This window comes from Streptomyces sp. NBC_01260 (genome assembly GCF_036226405.1).
Lineage (GTDB): Bacteria > Actinomycetota > Actinomycetes > Streptomycetales > Streptomycetaceae > Streptomyces > Streptomyces laculatispora.
The window spans coordinates 8,327,735-8,345,938 of the sequence record NZ_CP108464.1 but is presented as its reverse complement, the minus strand read 5'-3'; the positions used below and the strand labels follow the sequence as shown (position 1 = coordinate 8,345,938).

Genomic DNA, 18,204 nt, shown 5'->3' with positions numbered 1-18,204 from the left:
GCCCGAGACCGGTGTCACGCCCAGTGAAATGCAGGCCCTGGCCCTCGTGTTCGCTGGCATCCCGAACCCGACGTGCTCGCCCACGGCAGGGTGCAGGTCCCCGACAACGACGACATGGCTGTGGGGGCATCGCACCCGAGCAGGCCGCCCCTGCGACTCCTCCGCCCGCTCTGGTACTCATGGACCTCTCGTTCGCGGCTGATCCCTCGGCGATCAGGGTCGTTTGACGGCACTCGTTTCGCGCCGTCCTTGCCGAGACGTAGGCGGGCCCGGCACCGCGCTCACGGGGCTGGGCAGAGCGGCCCACCGCGCTGCCGGTGTCGCCGCCCTGGTCACCTGGATCACCCTGTGCCGGTGCAGCCGTCAGTGCCCCAGCCGCCCGCACCGGCTGGGGCGCGTTCGTGCCTTCGCCGGGATCGCGAAGTCCGCCACCCACTGAAAGATTTTGGAGATGGGCAAGGCGGGACGCCGACAAGAGGAGCCAAGAAGGGAGACGGCCGAGGCGAACGCGCTGGCCGTCTTCCTGCGGGACATCACACAAGGACGTACGGTCCGCGACCTGGCCAAGAGCTACGGGGCCGGCAGAGCCAGCTGGAGCGACTACCGCTCCGGGGCGAAGATCGCTCCGCTGGAGCTGCTGGAACGGGTGGCGTTCAGCCGGGTCCGCGACGACCGAGGCCGCGCTGAATTGCTTGCCCGGGCCAGGCGGCTGCACGCCGCTGCCTGCGCGGCGGAAGAGGGCAAGGGACAGGCGCGAAGGAGGTTTCGGCGAGCGGCGAATGGCTCGAGCCGATGCGGGAGGCCAAGCGGCTCACCGAGGCGCGCCTGGCCGAATCCGCGAGGTCGGTGCGCAGTCTGCTGGGGGTGACGGCACGGCTGCAGAGCGAGTTGGACGACGCCCTCCGAAGGGCGGGCGGCGTGACGGCGGTGGGCTGGGCTCCGTCCACGGGGCCGGAGCCCGGACCTTCGGCACAGTCCCGGCCGGGTGCGGCGGAGGACGACCTCGTACAGCCGTCCCAAGAACATGCCGTCGCCCGGGAGAAGAGGGACGTCCTTCCGTCCCCGGCAGCCGGGGAACTGTGCGACGACCGGCAGCCGGACGCGCAGGACGAAGCGAGCGGTATCCCGCCCGGAGCGGAGCTCGTCCTGCGAGATCTGTATCTGCCAGCGACACGAGACCTTGAAGCGCCTCTCATTCCGGTCGGTGCCAATGTGGAGGTCCGGCGTGCGGACCTGCCCCAACTTCGTACCAGGGCCGGAATGATCGCGGCCGGGGAGGCGAAGGTCGTCTCCGGACGCGTGGTGAGCCGGGCGGACAACGCGTTCGGCGGACGCAGCCGTTCGCCCGTCGCACTGCGACGCGTATTCGCTCGTGCGCCGTTGTACCCGGGATGGCAGCGGCGCGTCCTGTTCATGGTGTGCGTGGTCTTGGTCCTCGGAGCGGCGGCCACGTCGCTGGACCCGATGCCGTCCGCTCCGCGCGCCGAATCCGCGGCCCCCTTCCGGTCCGGCCGCATACCGGAGATGGCCCCGCAGAAGCACGCCACCGGCTCCCCGCTGCGGCCCCCCGTGGCGACATCGAGCCGATTACCGCCGGGAACGGCGCCCTCTGCCGGCGCTCCCTCACACCCGTCCGCGCCTGTGCCGAGCCGGTTCGCGTCCGAGGCGGTGCCGTCGTCCACGGCACCGCTGCCCGCCGAGATCCCGAAGCCGTCGGGCAGCGGCGTCTATGCCGTGGCGGCGGACGGCCGTGCGATCGTGCAGTGGAGCGGGGCGGATGCCGCGTGGGTGAAAATCGGCGGTCCCGCCAAGGATCTTTACGCGGGCCCGGCCGGCGTCTTCGCCACCGACCCGGAGACGGGCGAATTGCCCGGGTACACCGGTGTGCCCGGGGACTGGACAGCGGTCAGCGCGCGCGCAGTCGCTTTCGCGATGAGCGGCAGGCAGCTGTACCGGCTGGCCGCGGACCGCAACGCCGTCCACCGGTGGAACCGGGCCCGTGGAACCTGGACGCGGATCGGCGGTCCGGCGGGAAGGCTGTACGGCGGCAGGGCGGGGCTGTTCGCGACCGATCCCGTGGACGGCCGGATCTTCGCGTACGGGGGGAAGGACGGCGTCTGGTTCTGCGCCGGAACGGCCGGCGCCGACTTCGCCGTGAGCGGCGACCATCTGTACGGGCTCAACCCCGAACGCAGCGCGGTGATGCGCTGGAGCGGCAAGGCAGGCGTCTGGAGCCCGATCGGCGGGCCGGCAGGCGAACTCTTCGCCGGTCTCTCGGACCTGTACGTCACGAATTACGGAGACGGCGGGCTTTGGCGCTATCGGGCGGGCGCTTGGTCGCGCGTCGGCGATGCCGGAGCCGCGTACGGGACCCGCGGGGACCATCTCTACCGGTTGGACCGCGATCGCGCGGCGGTCCGGGAATGGGACGGGACGGACTGGCTGCGTATCGGGGGACGTGTCCGAACACTCGTGGTCGCGGAGTGACGCCTCCTGGCCGGACGATCTTCTCCAGGTCGGGGGAGGCGCCGGTTCGGCGCGGAGCTCTGTCAGTCCACGCGTCTCCTCACACCCGGGGCCGCTCCCGGTGGTCCGGCCGGAGCAGCGCGGCGTAGCGGCCCGAGTGTGCCAGGAGATCGGTGTGAGAGCCGTGCTCGACGATGCGTCCGCGCTCCAGCACGATGATCCGGTCGGCGTTCACCACCGTGGAGAGGCGGTGGGTGATGGTGATCGTGGTGCGTCCGCCGGACATCTCCGCCAACGCGCGTTGGACGTGTCGCTCGGTGTCGACATCGAGCGCGCTGGTGGCTTCGTCCAGGACGAGGACCGGTGGGTCACGCAGCACTGTCCTGGCGACGGCGAGGCGCTGCTTCTCCCCGCCGGAGAATCGGTACCCCCGTTCGCCGACGATCGTCCGGTACCCCTCGGGAAGGCTGCTGATGAGGTCGTGGATGTGGGCCGCTTTGGCCGCGGCGACCAGCTCTCCGTCCGTCGCGCCCGCCTTCGCGAAACGAAGGTTGTCGGCGATGGTGGTGTGGAACAGGTAGGTGTCCTGTGATACCAGGCCCACCGTGGCCGCGAGGGTCTCGAAGCCGAGGTCCCGGACGTCGACCCCGTCGACGGTGACCGTGCCGCTGGTCGGGTCGCACAGCCGCGTGATCAGGTATCCCAGGGTCGTCTTCCCTGCTCCAGTCGTTCCCACGACCGCGAGGTGTTCACCGGGGGCGATGTCCACGTCGATCCCTGACAGCCCTGTCGTGGATCCGGGGTAGTGGAAGTGCACTCCCCGCAGTTCGACCCTGCCCTTCGGGTGAGGGAGCGGCTTCGGATCGGCCGGTTCGGGGACGCCCACGGGAAGGTCGAGGTACTCGAAGACCCGGTCGAACAGCGCCATGGAACTCTGGATGGAGATGCCCACCTGCAGGAGCGAGACCGCGGGGCCGAACAGGCCCTGCTGAAGCGATGTGAAGGCGATGAGTGTGCCGATGGAGACCGGGTCCTGGCTCTGATGACCGATGACTCCCGCCGCCCAGTAGATGATGACGGGCATCGTCCCCATGATGATCGCAATCGTCGACTGCCTCCACCGGCCCACCATCGTCGACCGGACCGCGAGGTCGGTCAGGGCCCGGGAGTCCGCGGCGAACTCGGCGTTCAACGTACTGGTCCGGCCCATCGTCCGGCCGAGGAGGAAGCCGCTCACCGACAGCGACTCCTCCACCAGGGCTGACGTCACAGCCAGTTTGCGCTGGTACTCCATGACTATCCCGCGTCGTTCGGCCCCGACCTTGCGGCTGATCCATACGAACAGCGGAAGTATGGCGAGAGAGAGAACGGTGAGTTCCGGGTCCAGTGCGACCATCGCGACCAGGCTGGCCAGAACCGTGGTGACGCTGCCGACGACCACCGTGGCGGTGCTCGTGATCGTCGCCTGAATACCTCCGATATCGTTGGAGATCCGGGACTGGATCTCGCCCGTGCGAGCGGTCGTGAAAAACGCCGGCGACATTCGTTGGAGATGGTTGTAGACGCCGATACGCAAGTCCTGCATCACCCGCTGTCCCAGGACCACGGTCAGGTACGACTGGAGTACGCCGAGCCCGGTGCTCAGTACCACGACTCCGGCCATCCCGGCTGACAGAGCGGTGAGCAGACCGGTGCGTGCCCGTGGCAGGGCCACATCCACGATCTCGCGCAGCAGGAAGGGTAGAGCCATCGACACCAGGGACGCCCCCACGATCAGGAGTATCAGCACGGCGAGGCGTCCACGGTACGGCAGGAAGAGCCTCAGCACCCTGAGTAACCCCACCCGCTGCGGACCCTTCAGCTCGGCGGTCAAGCGCGTCTCCCCCTCCGGACTGCCGGACGTCCGGTGGCCCCGTCGGCGCTGCGTCCGACGAGGCCACCGGTCCGGCGTGATCACTTGCTGCTGGCACCGCAGGTCAGCTCAGAGTCAGAAATCCTTCCCGTACGAGTGACTGGACGAGCACCAGCCGACCAGGCTCGTCCAACAGGCCCGGAATCGACCGCGGCGAGAACGACGCCTCGTCTCTCTTGGCCACGTACCGGACCTCGTCCGACACGTGGACGGGGAACGCGACCGTCTTGTTGTGGAACCGGAGTTCGATTCCCTCGGGTTTCGCCTCGATACGCCACCGAACACCGGGTTGGAGTCGCACCGGCGTGTCGAGCCCGATGGACGCGACGCCTTCCAGGTCGGTCAAGTGGTGCCGCAGCCGTGGCGCTGCCAAGGACACCGCACGTTTCACCGCCCTGGCGGTCATCGACGTCGGAGACAGCCTGGAGGCCAGCGACGCGAGAAGATCCGTCAGGGTCTCCTCGGTCTCCTTCTGCGCTTGCGCGTCATTGGCGAATCCCATCGGCCGGTGCGGAACCGCACGTCGTCGCCGAGAACCGCGTTGACGGCCTCCTGGATCACCGCGTTCCACAGAAGCGGACGAAATCCCACGGTGATGTGGACCGATGCCGAGTCCGTCGAGGTCGCCGCGTGGACGGTTCCCCTCGGGAGATAGAGCACATCACCCGGCTTCAGGTCTATTTCTTGCTCCACCTCACGCTCGAAGACCTTCGAGTGGTCGAAGGGCTGATCACGGAGAGGCAGCTCGTGCGCCGTTCCGTAGAGGCTCCAGCGTTTCACCCCGTGCACCTGCAGAACGCAGACGTCGTGAGTGTCGTAGTGCGGGCTGAGTCCCTGGGCGCCACCGCCCGGAGTGAGATACACATTCGTCTGCACGCGCGCACTGGTCTCCGCGCTGAGTTCGGCGGACAGACGGGACAGCGGCTCCCAGCGCGGCTCCAGGGCGTTCAGCGCAATCGTGGATCCCGTCCGGTAGAGCTGGTAGAGCGTTTCGAGGACCGTGACCCGGCCGTTCTGTCCGCTCAGGTGCTCCAGCTCGGAGACCGGCATCTCCTTGCCCTCGGTCAGGACCCGTATGCCATCGAGATTCACGCCCGAGGAGAAGAGCAACAGGTCCACGTCGTCCAGCGTCAAAAGGTCCGAGAAATAGCTGGGATCTTCGCGTTGGACCAAAAGAACCTGCTTCTCCCAGTACTTTTCCCGAAAGGATTCCGTTTCCAACGGGTGAATTATCCGAGAAAGACCGAAAGGAACTCGCTCCTCGGTTCCCGGAACGAGCCGAGGCCCGGGACCGACCTCTTGCCGGCCGACAGGAATGGTCATCTGCTTCTGACTCTCCTTGCTGAATGAGCGCACAGCTCGAAGGGGGAAGGCCTAAGGGCTTGCAGATCATCAAGGTGTTGCTTCCCGTCCCTTGGCTCGTTGATGTGGTATGCGCATCCTGGAAGAGGCCTGTGCCCAACTCACCATGAAGTTCGAGGTGTTGTTCCCTCATCTGGATGAGCGGCAACGACGGCTGCTGATGGCCGCAGAGGCCCGTGCTCTGGGACACGGTGGCGTTCGGGCCGTCGCGCGGGCGGCCTCGATGAGTGAGACCACGGTCCGCAAGGGCGTGTCCGAGTTGGAGGCCGGCGAGGAGCCTCTGGGGAGAGTGCGGCGGCCGGGCGGAGGCCGCAAGAGGGTCGCAGATCTCGATCCGGGGCTGCGGCCGGCTCTCCTGACGCTTGTCGAGCCAGACGAGCGAGGCGATCCGATGTCGCCGCTGCGGTGGACGGTGAAGTCGACCCGCACTCTGGCGCGGGAACTCGCCCGAACCGGACACAAAGTCAGTGCGGACACCGTCGCGGACCTGCTGCGAGAGGAAGGCTTCAGTCTGCAGGCCAACGCCAAGACCATCGAGGGAAGCCAACATCCCGACCGAGATGCCCAGTTCCGCTATCTCAACGAGCAGGCCCGTGATCACCGGGACGCTGGCCAGCCGGTGATCAGCGTGGACACCAAGAAGAAGGAACTCGTCGGCGAGTTCAAGAACAACGGTCTCCAGTGGCGGCCTGCGGCTGATCCGGCGCCGGTGAACGTCCATGACTTCGCCGACCCCCGGCTGGGCAAGGCCGTCCCGTACGGGATCTACGACCTCGCGGCGAACACCGGCTGGGTCAACGTGGGCACCGATCACGACACCGCCGCATTCGCAGTGGAATCGATCCGCCGCTGGTGGTGCGGCCAGGGTCGGGCCGCCTACCCGCAAGCGACGCGACTGCTCGTCACCGCCGACGCGGGCGGCTCGAACGGTTACCGCACCCGGGCCTGGAAACTCGAACTCGCACGGCTCGCCGCCGAAACGGGACTGACCATCACCGTGTGCCACCTACCGCCGGGCACGTCAAAGTGGAACAAGATCGAGCACCGGCTCTTCTCGCACATCACCATGAACTGGCGCGGCCGCCCGCTGACCAGCCACGAAGTCATCGTGAACAGCATCGCAGCGACCACCACCCGCACCGGACTGCGCGTGAAAGCCGCGCTTGACACCAACAGCTATCCCATCGGGGTGAAGATCGGCGACGCAGAGATGGCTGCCCTGCCGCTGACCCGGCATGCCTTCCACGCCGACTGGAACTATGCACTGCACCCCCAGACACGCCCTGCCATCCCGGCGGCACGAGCCCCGCAGGCCGCTGACACACAGTGGGACCAGGCCCTACTGACCGATCCTTCCCTGACCGGGATGCCCCGCCAGCAACTGGACAACCTCACGACAATGTTGGCTCCCGACGGGGATACTCAGCGAGGTCGCCCACCCCGACTTACCTTCCCTGAACAGGTCCTGGCCACCGTGCTCCACCTGCGGGTCGCCCTGGCCGCGGAACCACTCGCCGTACTGTTCGCCAGCAGCCGCACGGCCATGCACCGCACTCTCCTCAAGAACAGAAGACTGCTCGAGGCCCAGGGCATCACTATCCCGCCCGCGAAGACCCCACCCGCGTCCCTCACAGTCCTCCAAGCCAGGGTCCTCGCACTGACCGGCGACACCAGCATCAAGATCAAGACACCGTGTTAATGATCTGCAAGCCCTAAGGGCTGTCCCGCAATTCCTGGCGGATCAGCGCGCGGCGTCAGATGCGGTGCATCGCAAGGCGGAGGGGCGTCCGCATACTGGATGTATGTGGACGTTCCGACAACGCGGCGAGGTGCCGTAACTGTCGTCGCGCGCCCGCCGGGAATTGCGGGACAGCCCTTAATCCTCGTCGTCAACGTAGATGTTGTCGATGTACTGGTTGAACACGTCCCTCTTGCCGGAATCGTTGGTGTCGTTGTCGTCGTGGTTCCCCCTGCTGATGTCGTGCCGCGCGAGTTCGAGGCCCTCGGGCCTGATGACCGTAATGTCCTCGGGGTTGAGTGAGTTCGCCATCACGTTTCCGTTCTGTAGTGACGTGGTCCGCGGATTCGGTGCGAGAACCACCGTGCGGCCGACGCCGATTGTCCGTAAAGCGGTCGGCACAAAAGCCCAGCCGAGGTGCGGACAACCCTCGTTTGTCCGCGGACAACCCGACCGCGGAATCCGGCACCGGGCGGCATACGGCATGCGCGGCCCCGCTCCTGGCCCCCTCCCCGGCGCGGGCCGGCGGCAGGGACGTGAATGGGTGTTGTCGGGGCAGGGCAAGCGCGGTGGTACTCCGATCGCCGCCGCGTCTGGCTGTCCGCGTCAGGATGAGGGCGTGACCGAGAGCGAAACGGATCTGCCGGCGTTGCTGCGCGAGCTCGATGATCCGGAGTGGCTGGAGTGGCCGCAGCACTACAACCGCATTGAGACCGCAGCCCGCTTGGGCAATCCGGTCACCAGGCTCCAAGGTGACTTCGCGGTTCGCTGCACGGCTGAGCAGGACACCCAAGAGAGAAGGGTGAGCCGGCCCGGGAACTGGCGCTGGTGCGGGCTGCTGCTACCGACCGGCCGTCCACCCTGCTGAGCTCGCCCCCTCCGCCCGCCCGCCCGGACAGCCGAGTTGGCCCAGCGGACCCGCCGGGCCGTCACCGCGGACCGCCGGCGGCGCCGCGAAGCCGCGGCCTCACGCGCCTGCTACGACGGGCGGACCAAGATCACCCTCAGATCAGGACGGGCTACCGCCCGCACGCCTGCGTGCTCGGGGCGGCCGGCGGCAGGGACCTTGGAATCCTGCCGCCTGACACACACCTCAGTTCGAGCCCCCGAGACCTCCGCCGGTTGGATCTACCAGTACGCCGGAGCCGACCCAAATACGGCTGACTGCCCTTGACCCACGCCCCCGCCGAGGGCCAGACAGCGCCCGTCCGGTGGTTCCCGTCGGACGGAATTCACGGAGCCGCCTGAGGTGCGGCGCCGGAGCTTGGATGAGACCGTGGAGGCAGGGAATCATCGACCGGAAAGCTGCCATCTGATGGGCAGACTCGGGTGAGTGACAGTACTCCGCTGGTCGCCTTCCCTCCGGAATTTTCAGCCGCCGCGCTGAAGGGCGAGTCATGAGTGACCGAGCTGCCTATTTCTTCAAAGGCGATCGCTACCTCCGCTACAACATCACCAACGACACAGTCGACGTCGATCCCACGGAGATCTCCGACAACTGGCCCGCACTCCCCACCGAATTCCAGAGCGACCTCGACACAGCCATCAACTGGGGAGACGGAAACGCCTACTTCTTCAAGGCCGACCGCTGCCTCCGCTACAACATCACCAACGACACAGTCGACGTCGGCCCCACCGAGATCTCCGACAACTGGCCCGCACTCCCCACCGAATTCCAGAGCGACCTCGACACAGCCATCAACTGGGGAGACGGAAACGCCTACTTCTTCAAGGCCGACCGCTACCTCCGCTACAACATCACCAACGACACAGTCGACGTCGGCCCCACCGAAATCTCCGACAACTGGCCCGCACTCCCCACCGAATTCCAGAGCGACCTCGACACAGCCATCAACTGGGGAGACGGAAACGCCTACTTCTTCAAGGCCGACCGCTACCTCCGCTACAACATCACCAACGACACAGTCGACGTCGGCCCCACCGAAATCTCCGACAACTGGCCCGCACTCCCCACCGAATTCCAGAGCGACCTCGACACGGTCGTCGATTGGGACGAGGCCTGACAGGGGAGGGGCGCGAGAGCCGATCGGCTCTCGCTCCACCCGAGCGATGAGACGGCTGACCAGTGCCAACGGGGTCTCCGTGACAGCGGGTCCGGTCTCGGGGCGTCCTGCCAGGTACGGTCGGGCGCCCGCCAGAAGGGCAAGGCCATGACCACGCCGCTGCTCGACTTCGTGAAGCCTCTCCTGCCTGGTGTCTTCGACCGCATCGTCCTTCCGCCCGGGATCAGGCTTCTCCTCGATCACCTCTCCACGGATCTGCCACTGCCGGCCGGTCCTTCCGCCGCTCCGCTCTCCGGCGACGCACGGGCCACTGCCGACGACTCGGCCGGCGGTTTCGCCCAGCTCTCGATCGACCCGCTCGGCCCGCCGATCCCCTTCGACCTACGCCTGACCGGTCCTTCCGCCGTACCGTCCGGCTTCCAGCTCGATCTGAAGCCGGCTGACGGCCTGCTTGAGCTTCCGGCGGCCTGTGTGCCGGCCGCGGTCCAGGTCGGTGCCGCCGGCCGGCGCACCCTGGTGGCGCAGGCCGGCGGCGGCAAAGTCGCCCTCACGCTCAATGGTGCCGACCCTCTGGCAATCCGCGTCGAGGGCGGTGTCGACTCCCCCGCACAGCAGGGCGTCGTCGTACTCGACGCCGCCGGGCAGGGGCTGGGCACGGTCGGTACCAGCCCGGCCGCATTCCTCCTGGGTACGCAGGGATTCGGTCTCCATCTCCCCGGTGGTCTGACGGTCGATTCCTCCGCGACCCGCGCACCGGTACCGGTGACGGACGGGACCGGAGGACCGGCACCCTCCGGGGCGCCGGGCTGGGAGGGGGTCGCGATCCGCCGGGCCGAACTCTTCCTCCCGGAGGCGACTCCGCTCGTGGGCAGTGGTCCGATCCCCGTCGAGCTGGACCTCGGCCTGCCCAACGGCCTGTACGGACGTACGGAGGCGCACGTCCCTGCCGACGGATCACGCCCCGCATTCGACGTCACCGTCGTCTGGGACGATCCCGGCGCGACCTCGCTCGCCTCCACGCTGCCGGCCTCGATCGAAATACGCACGGAATGGAACCTGGACCAGGCGACCGCTCCGCCGGGTCTGGGGACCATCGAGTTGCTCGGCGGCCGCCCCTTGCGTGTGACGGGACGGTTCTCGCGCAGGCCCGGGACGAGCGACTTCGACTTCGGCCTGGTGGTCGAGGCCGGTGGCGATCAGGGGCTCCTCTCCGTGACGGGACATGACACCGCCGGGAAGGTCGTCGTCACGGCGGCAGCCCTGGCAACGGCCTTCATGGCGGATGCGGATCCGCCCACCCCCGCTCAGACCTCGTACGACGGTTTCGGCGCGACCCTGCACATGCTGCTGGTCGCCGCTGCCGGACTAAGCGCCTTCCTCGACGACGGTACGGTCGTCCTGCACGCCGTAGAGGTGGATGCCGGGCTCGGTTCGGCCGGTACGCAGGTCACCCTGCGGGTGGACTACAGCGTCGACGTCCAGATCAAGACGATCGACCTCGGGTTCATGAGCATCGGCATGAAGCCGAGCGTGCCCATGCGGCTGCGCTACCGCAATGTACGGCTGCTCGTCGACTTCGCCCAGTCCGGCCTTGAGCGCTTCCACCTCTCCTACGGGGAGGCCGACATCGACGTGGAGGATCCGGGCGGCTGGCAGATCCAGTCTCCCGGCACCCTGTCGGACCTCTTCGATGTGCTCGGCAGCCGTTCGGGCCACGGCTCTCAATGGTTCGAGACCGATCTGCGCTTCGCGCTCGACCTCGGTCCGGTCAAGGTCAGCGGGGCAACGGTCCGCGTGACGCTCGGGCCCGGGGGCGCACTCCACCCGGAGGTACGTGGACTTGACGCCGCGCTTGTCCTGCCGGGGCTGTTCGAGGCCCGCGGCAAGGCATCGCTGGGCGCCGGCAAGCTGGACCTCGCCCTGGCCGCCCACATCGTCCCGCTCAACGTCGCCGCGTTCGCCGACCTCAGCTACAAGGACTGCGGTGACGGGGTCAACGAACTGGTCCTCGCGCTGGGCGTCGACCTGCCCGGGCCGGTCCCCCTCGCCAACAGCGGCCTCGGACTCTACGGGCTCGGCGGCATTTTCGGCGTCAACGCCGCGCTGCCCTCCCCCGGCCCGGGGGACGATCCCATCCTCTTCCAGCTGGGGCTGGATCCGTTCGACGCCGGCAGCTACGCCTGCGCCCCCGACGGAAGCGTGTTCGGCCTGGGCGTCGTGGTCGGAACCGCCCCGGACCTCGGCTTCACGTTCAGCGCCAAGGGTGTCGTGGTGATCGGCCTGCCGGACGTCGCGGTCCGGGCAAGCCTTCAGGGCCGCATCCTGTCACCGCGCATACAGATGACCGACAGCCTGGGCCCGCCGGGAGAGGGTGCTTCCTTCATCGGCGCACTCGCCGTCGCCGGAGACGGTGTCACCGTCGCCATGCGGGGCCACTACGAAGTACCCGTCCTGTTCACGCTCGACGTCCCCTTCGGCGCCCGCTTCCCGAACCACGGGCGCGACTGGTACGTCCGGCTCGGCTCGGACGGTCAGCCCGGCCGCGGCCCCGGCCTCATCCAGGCCAAAGTGCTCCCGGATTTCCTGAACATCAACGCGTGGGCGTTCTTCATGGTGGAGGGCGACGGCATCGCACACCTCGGCGGCATTCCGGCACTCTCACCGACCGGGTTCTCGCTCGGCTTCGGAGCCGGATTCACCGCCGTCTACGGCATCCCGCTCATCCACGTCGACATCAGCGCCTCCGTCATCCTCGCCCTCGGCACCCGTCCGCTGCTGCTCGGCGGCGTCGGACACCTCTCGGGCAGTCTGCACCTGGGTCCCGTCTCCATCGGGGCCAGTGCCGAGGTCAGCTTCCTGATCGCCCCCGAACTCGGCGACACCTGGGTGCGGTTCGAGGTGTGCGGTGAGGTCGACCTCTTCTTCTTCAGCCTGGAGGGCTGCGTCACCATCGAACTCGGCCAGAAGGGAACGGAGGTTCCCGATCCGGTCGACTGGCCGCTGGAATCGGTGGCGCTCGCCGATCACCGCTACACCAAACTGGCCGACGCCGTCGGGGCACCGGTCCCACCCCCCGTCGACGGCCTCCCGGTGGTCTGGCCGGACGTCATCCCCCTCCTCCAGTTCACCAACGGCCCGGCCGACGGCCTCCGACCCGGCCCGTTCCACGACAGGCTCGCCTGGAACCCGACCGCGGTCGGCAGCGGCATCGTCGGGAACGACCGCCTCAGCTACACCTACACCCTCACCTCCGTCGACCTCACCGCCATCGACCCCGCCACCGGGAACGAGACACCGGTCCCAGGTCAGCTCGAAGCCGCCTGGCAGGACATCAGGACCGGCGCCCCGGGCGAGCCCGGCGCACGAGAACTCGCCCTCCTCAGCTGGGAATCGGCGCTCTGGACCCGCAAGCTGGTGGACGGCGCGGTCAATGACCCGAACGACCCCGTTCCCGCCATCGCGCACCGCTGCCGCACGGAGTTCTCCGCACAGCCCGGGTGGGCGCTGGGAAGCCTCGGCAACCGCCACGGCCCCGGCGAGGACTGGAATCTGCCCACCGAGCCCGGACCCGGCCTCTTCTCCTCGGTGTTCGACGTCAGCGTCGCCGCGCAATGGTGGGGCGTGCCGATCGATGACGCGACGGCCGGGTTCTTCCCCTATGTCTTCCCGCTGCGACTCGGCGCTCCCACGGTGTTCGACGAACCGCTGCCGGTGATCGGCCGCGGCTTCGCGGGCGATTTCGCGCTACCTCACGTGGCAGGCCTGCCGCTCGACCGTGACCCGGACGAGATCGCCCCGGGCATCGGCGAGGTGCCGGTCAGAGCCGTACTCTCGTTCTCCGAGCCGTTGCTCGATCCCTGCCTCGGCCTGCGCCTGCCCGACTGGCCTCCGGGCCGGGCGGACCAGGTGCGGGTCAGCCTGATCGGCCCGGACGGCACAGTCCCCTTCCCCGGCACCGGCGCCGAGCCCGTACCCGGCGACGCGGAGGTCCGCAGCTACGCGGCGGAGGGAGGCCCGTACACCGCGATCGTGCTGGAGTACCACGCCGCTCTCGCTCCCGAGGTCCTCGGTGTACGAGCCGTCTCGGTCCGCGCGCAGGGCAACGCGGAGGCGGCCACCCAAGCGGACAGCAGCGCCGGCCAGGCCGCCGCGGCCAAGGCGCACACGGTGACGCCACGTCCCATGCTGTCGCCGGACACCGTCTACCGCATCGACATCGGCGTCGAGGGCCAGGGCCGGCGCGAAGGCGCCACCGGTCCGGTGGTCCCCCACGTGGAGAGCTACTGGTTCCGCACCGCGGACATGTCCGGCCCCGCGCCGAGCAACGGCACGCAGTACCCACAGGGGACCACGTCCGCCCTCGCCCTGAAGCACTACGAGGACTACGTCGCCGCCCCTGCGGTCCTGTTGCGGACGGACCGGTTCGACCCGGCCTATCTGGAGCGCTACATCCTCTCCTGGATGCCCGCGGACAAGGCCGGCTCCTGGTTCCTCGACGACCCCGTCGGGGTCCAGCTCGAAGTCAGCCACGTGCCGGACCTCGCCGCCGCCTACGACCACGACACGCTCGTCCGCGTCCGCCGTACCGACCCGACCCGGGGCCACCCGGATCCGTTCGAGGAGCAGGCTTTCCCCGCCGCCGACATCTGGCAGGCCGGCGTCTCGAACCTCCAGCCGCAGGCCGATCTGCGCCTGTACGGGGCCACGAACACGGCCGGCTCCTGCCCCTATCCGGGGCCGGGAGCGACGCTCGGAGGCCGGCCGGCCCTCCAGCCGCTGTCCGACTACGAGCTCTCCCTGGCCTTCCCCTTCCTGGATTCGGCAGGCTCCGGGCAATCGGGCGGATCGGCGATCCGCGGTGGAGTGTTCACCACCTCCCGTTACACCGGCCCCCACGCCCTCCTGGCTGATCTGGGCTTCGTCCCCCCGGGAGCGGAAGGTGGCCACATCACCGGTGATCTGCGGGTGGACCGTATTCCGGTGGCCGTCGGGGACATCACCGCCGACGGCGCGCTGGAACACGCTCTCGCCATGCTGGCTCTCGGCCGCCCCTCCCCCACTCACGAGGGCCGCACAACAGCCCTGTGGACGGACGACGACGGTACGTGGGCCCTGCACGGAGTGCTGCTGGAAGCTCCCGAACCAATCCACCGTCCCGACTCGCTCGACCTCGTCGACTTCGGCGGCCGGCTGAGGGTGAACAGCCTTGACTGCGGTGGTCAGTTGTTCCCAGGCATTATCCGTTCCGCCTCCGGTGACCGGCTCCTCTTCCTGACCGGGAGCCCCGTCGTGCCCACCGGCCCGCTCACTCTCGCTGTGACCCTGCAGGACGTCCCATTGGAGGCCACCACCGTGCCGGTGGACACGGCCCTCAGCTGCCCGGCGCCCCTGGTGCCCGGCTTCGCGAAGGATCTGACATGAGCCTCGACGTCGCCCCGCCGACACTGTTCCGAGCCAGTGCCATCGCCGCCGCGGGCGTGCCCTGGCTGGCCGACGGATTCCATCTCCGCGTGAAGCTGAACCCGTGGATCGGCTTCCCGATCCACCCCTTCGCTGCCTGGCGGCTGGGTTTCGACGAGGAGTTGACCGAGCTGCCGATCCAGTGGCGCGATTCCTACGGAAACGCGCTGACCGTCCCATTCGACCTGGAGCAGACCGGCGGCTTCGCCGAAGGCTCGCTCTTCGGATACCCCGCAGCCGATCCCTGCATCTGGGCCGAGGTGGACGTCGACGATCGCGGGCTGCGCGTCGACCTGCTGGACGCTCTGCACGCCACTGCCGGGGGCGCACGCGTCCTCGCCACCCGCCGCAGCGCGCCATTCAGGTTCGGCCATACCCGCGTCGCCCGTCTCCAGGCATCCGGTGCGGGAACCGTCAGCACGGCATGGGGCCTGCGACAGACCTCCGTCCTCCAGGAGACGGCGATCGCCGACCGGCCACCGGATCTCGTCTTCGGTCTGCCGCTCCCCCCGGGCCCCTGGTACGCCCCCGACTCGAACACCGACCCGTTGGGCGCCGCGGCGGAACGGGTCGCCCTTGCCGCGCCACGTCGACTGAACCCACCGGACAACCCCGACGGACGGCTCCCCAACGACACCGACCCGGACGCCGAGACCCGCAGAATCGTGGAGCGGATCGCCCCGGAGTACGTCGACCCGTGGCTCCAGAGCGGGTGGTACGACCCAGACCTCGCTCCGGCGCACGCCACGTTCAGCGACTCCGTCACGGGCGCCGACAACCGGCCTGTCAAGGCGACCGCGGCCATCACCCCGTCACTCTCGACCATGGCTGTCGACCCGCAGATCGCCCGGTACCTCGGCCTTGCCACCACCGTCCCGTTCTCCGCCACCGCACCGATTCAGCGGGCCAATGTCTGGGTGGTCGCCGGGCGCTGGGCCGTTCAGCGGGAGCGCACCCTCCACCCGTCGAGCGATCAGCTCGGCGCTCCGCTCACCCTCGGCGACGTACTCGGGCCACCCGCCTCCGGCGGCTGGGCGGACGGCCTGCTCGACGGCGTGTTCCCGGAGGCGCCGCAGCTCATCGGTGACCTCGCCCAACGGCCCGGCGGGGAGGACGGACCGTGGTCCGGCGCGACCCTGTTCGCGGTCGCAGTCGCCGCCGGTGACGCCCCGCCCGACCCGCCTGATCCGTTCCAGCTCGCGGCGGCGGAGCCCGGCCAGTGGAACCCCTCCGCCGATCCGGACGACCCCGGCCCGGAGAGCTGGCGACAGCCCGTCTCCCTCGGCGCGCAGCCGGCACGCGGCATGGTCGGCTTCGCCCGCACGGGCCCGGACGGCCCCGTCGCCCTGCACCGCTTCGCACCGCCGCAGGCCCAGGGCTACGTCACCCGGGCCCTGCCGCTCGTACCGAACTGGGCCGCCAACAATCAACGCGTCGTGGAGGACCGCACGGTTCCGGCGGATCCGGCCGGCGCGAGCTGGCGGGTCTGGGGAGCGGACGAATTCGGCCAGTGGTCCGACGGTGCCGAACTCGGCGTACCGCTGCCCATGCGGCCCGCGCCGCCCGCACCCGTGTTGGAGGCCACGTTCCGCGCCGAGCCGGCCGACGGCTCGAACGGGCCACGCGTGCCCGGCACCCTCCGGCTCCGGTACACCGCACCCGATCCAGGTTCCGCCGCACCCGGCAGCCTTCCGATCGTGGAACTCCGCGTCGGTGTCGACGGGGAGCCCCTCGCACCGAGGCCGCTCGATCCCGGCGAAACCGTCGTCCTCGAAGCGACACCAGAGCCCTTCGATGTCGGCGAGCGCCGCAGCGTACGGATCGTCTCCACCTACCTGGACGCGGACGGAACGGCGTCGCCTGCGTCCGAGAACGATTGCGCCGTCCACGACACTCGCGCCCCGCAGGTCGTTCCCACCTCACCGATGGTCCTGTGGGCCGGACAGAAGGACGCGACCGGGTTGGCTGAGCTGGCCCTCCGCTGGCCGCCCCAGCCGCATGCCGACCGGTACCGGATCTATCTCGGCGACGCCCGCCGCCTCGCCGGCGAACTCGGCCTCTCCCTCCCCCTCACCCCGGTCCGGGCGACGCAGGCCCACCCGATCCATCTCGCCGGTGACCAGCTCACAACAAAGAGCGCCTTCACCTTCCTCGGTGAGACCGGGGGCGCCCCGTCCGATGATGGTTTCGTCCACTTCGCCACCCGTATCCCCGGCGGCCTGCGCAGTATCCAGTTCGTCCGCGTGGTCCCTCTCACCGCCGGCGGCGCCGAGGCCGCGTTCCCGTCCTGCGGCCTCGTCCCCATCGCCGTCCCCGTCCAGGACCGTCCGCCGCCGCCGCTCCTGGATGCGCGCACCGATCCGAACCTCGGACTCACCCTGACCCTGCGCGCCCACGGGCTGCGGCCCGAACTGCTCGGTGCCGCACCGGGCAGCACGCCGGAATACCACCTGCGCCGCACCAGTCGTGGCGTTGACGGCCACTACGCCCCCATACATCTGACCGGGTTCCTCTCCGGTCCCGACGCAGACGGCGTCTGGTCGGCGACGGTCAACGTACCGCCGGTCGAGCTGGCCCCCTTCGTCCGCCGCGTCTGGTACGCGGAGGTCCGCTATCCTGCCGAGCCGGCGCTCCCGCCGGGTGTGGTCGCGCTCCCCGCGGACGGCGGCATCGAGCCTGCATGGAGCACGGTCGGAAGCAGCTCCGAGGGCCTGTGGAGCGAGCCGTCCCTTGCCGCCGAATCGCTGCTGGTCCCACCGGACGGACCGGGAGCACCTGCCGCGCCGGACGTGACGACGGGCGCGGACGGCTCCGTGGCACTGTCGTTGGGCGGTCTGCCGACCGCTCTCCCCGCTGCGGACGCCCCCTACCTGCTGGAGATCTACCGGGGAACGGCCGGCACCCTCGCGGAACAGCAGGCAGTCGTCCCCGTGCTCGACCCCACGCTGTCCTGGACCGACCCCTCGCCGGTCCCGGACGCGCACTTCGACCTCGTCGTTGTCGACCCGCTCGGACGCCGCAGCCCGGCGACCCGCGCCCGAGGGGCTGTCGCGTAGTTCCGGCGGGCACCCGAGGGCGACCGGAGCCCGTCGCCGGCCGTAGCGATGCGCGAACACATCGGCGTCCCGTTGCCCTGCGCCCCCGCCAAATCCGCTCTCAGTGAGCGCACTTGGAGAATCTCGGGCGCCGTAAGCGAGCCAAGATGCGCTGTTCACCCTGGAGGAGTTGAGTGGACGGAGAGG

The 18,204-nt window shown here is 69.2% G+C and carries 10 protein-coding genes; 6 read left to right on the top strand and 4 right to left on the bottom strand.

Annotated elements, in window-relative coordinates; translation table 11 throughout:
• Positions 1 to 792 precede the first annotated feature (792 nt).
• On the top strand, positions 793 to 2,487 hold the full coding sequence (locus OG322_RS37165; protein ID WP_329307528.1) for a hypothetical protein: 1,695 nt from the start codon (positions 793 to 795) through the stop codon (positions 2,485 to 2,487).
• 79 nt (positions 2,488 to 2,566) lie between these two features.
• On the opposite strand, the gene OG322_RS37160 is transcribed toward OG322_RS37165, so the two are convergent.
• From OG322_RS37160 to OG322_RS37150, 3 genes are all read right to left on the bottom strand, one after another.
• The gene (locus OG322_RS37160; protein ID WP_329307527.1) at positions 2,567 to 4,339 is read right to left on the bottom strand and encodes an ABC transporter ATP-binding protein; all 1,773 of its coding nucleotides are present in this window, start codon (positions 4,337 to 4,339) and stop codon (positions 2,567 to 2,569) included.
• Positions 4,340 to 4,442: 103 nt separating this feature from the next.
• Positions 4,443 to 4,724: a hypothetical protein gene (locus tag OG322_RS37155; RefSeq protein WP_329307526.1), complete on the bottom strand. Its 282-nt coding sequence runs from the start codon at positions 4,722 to 4,724 to the stop codon at positions 4,443 to 4,445.
• Between the two features lie 104 nt (positions 4,725 to 4,828).
• On the bottom strand, positions 4,829 to 5,599 hold the full coding sequence (locus OG322_RS37150; protein WP_164494576.1) for a cupin domain-containing protein: 771 nt from the start codon (positions 5,597 to 5,599) through the stop codon (positions 4,829 to 4,831).
• A 211-nt stretch (positions 5,600 to 5,810) separates the two neighbouring features.
• On the opposite strand from OG322_RS37150, the gene OG322_RS37145 reads away from it, so the two are divergent.
• A complete protein-coding gene (locus OG322_RS37145) occupies positions 5,811 to 7,439 on the top strand; it encodes an ISAzo13 family transposase (protein ID WP_329305897.1) in 1,629 nt (542 codons plus the stop codon).
• A 177-nt stretch (positions 7,440 to 7,616) separates the two neighbouring features.
• Here the strand turns inward: OG322_RS37145 and OG322_RS37140 are convergent, their stop codons facing one another.
• The gene (locus tag OG322_RS37140; protein ID WP_164494575.1) at positions 7,617 to 7,790 is read right to left on the bottom strand and encodes a hypothetical protein; all 174 of its coding nucleotides are present in this window, start codon (positions 7,788 to 7,790) and stop codon (positions 7,617 to 7,619) included.
• Positions 7,791 to 8,097: 307 nt separating this feature from the next.
• Between OG322_RS37140 and OG322_RS37135 the strand changes: the two genes are divergently transcribed.
• The 4 genes from OG322_RS37135 (at position 8,098) to OG322_RS37120 (ending at position 18,018) form a co-directional block, all read left to right on the top strand.
• Complete coding sequence (locus OG322_RS37135; RefSeq protein WP_123466731.1) at positions 8,098 to 8,346, top strand: hypothetical protein; 249 nt, start codon at positions 8,098 to 8,100, stop codon at positions 8,344 to 8,346.
• 529 nt (positions 8,347 to 8,875) lie between these two features.
• Complete coding sequence (locus OG322_RS37130; RefSeq protein WP_329307525.1) at positions 8,876 to 9,502, top strand: hemopexin repeat-containing protein; 627 nt, start codon at positions 8,876 to 8,878, stop codon at positions 9,500 to 9,502.
• Between the two features lie 147 nt (positions 9,503 to 9,649).
• Positions 9,650 to 14,923, top strand: coding sequence for a hypothetical protein (locus OG322_RS37125; protein WP_329307524.1), 5,274 nt, complete (start codon positions 9,650 to 9,652; stop codon positions 14,921 to 14,923).
• Positions 14,920 to 18,018, top strand: a complete 3,099-nt coding sequence (locus OG322_RS37120) for a hypothetical protein (RefSeq protein ID WP_123466737.1) — start codon at positions 14,920 to 14,922, stop codon at positions 18,016 to 18,018. Before OG322_RS37125 ends, OG322_RS37120 begins: the two co-directional genes overlap by 4 nt.
• Positions 18,019 to 18,204 lie beyond the last annotated feature (186 nt).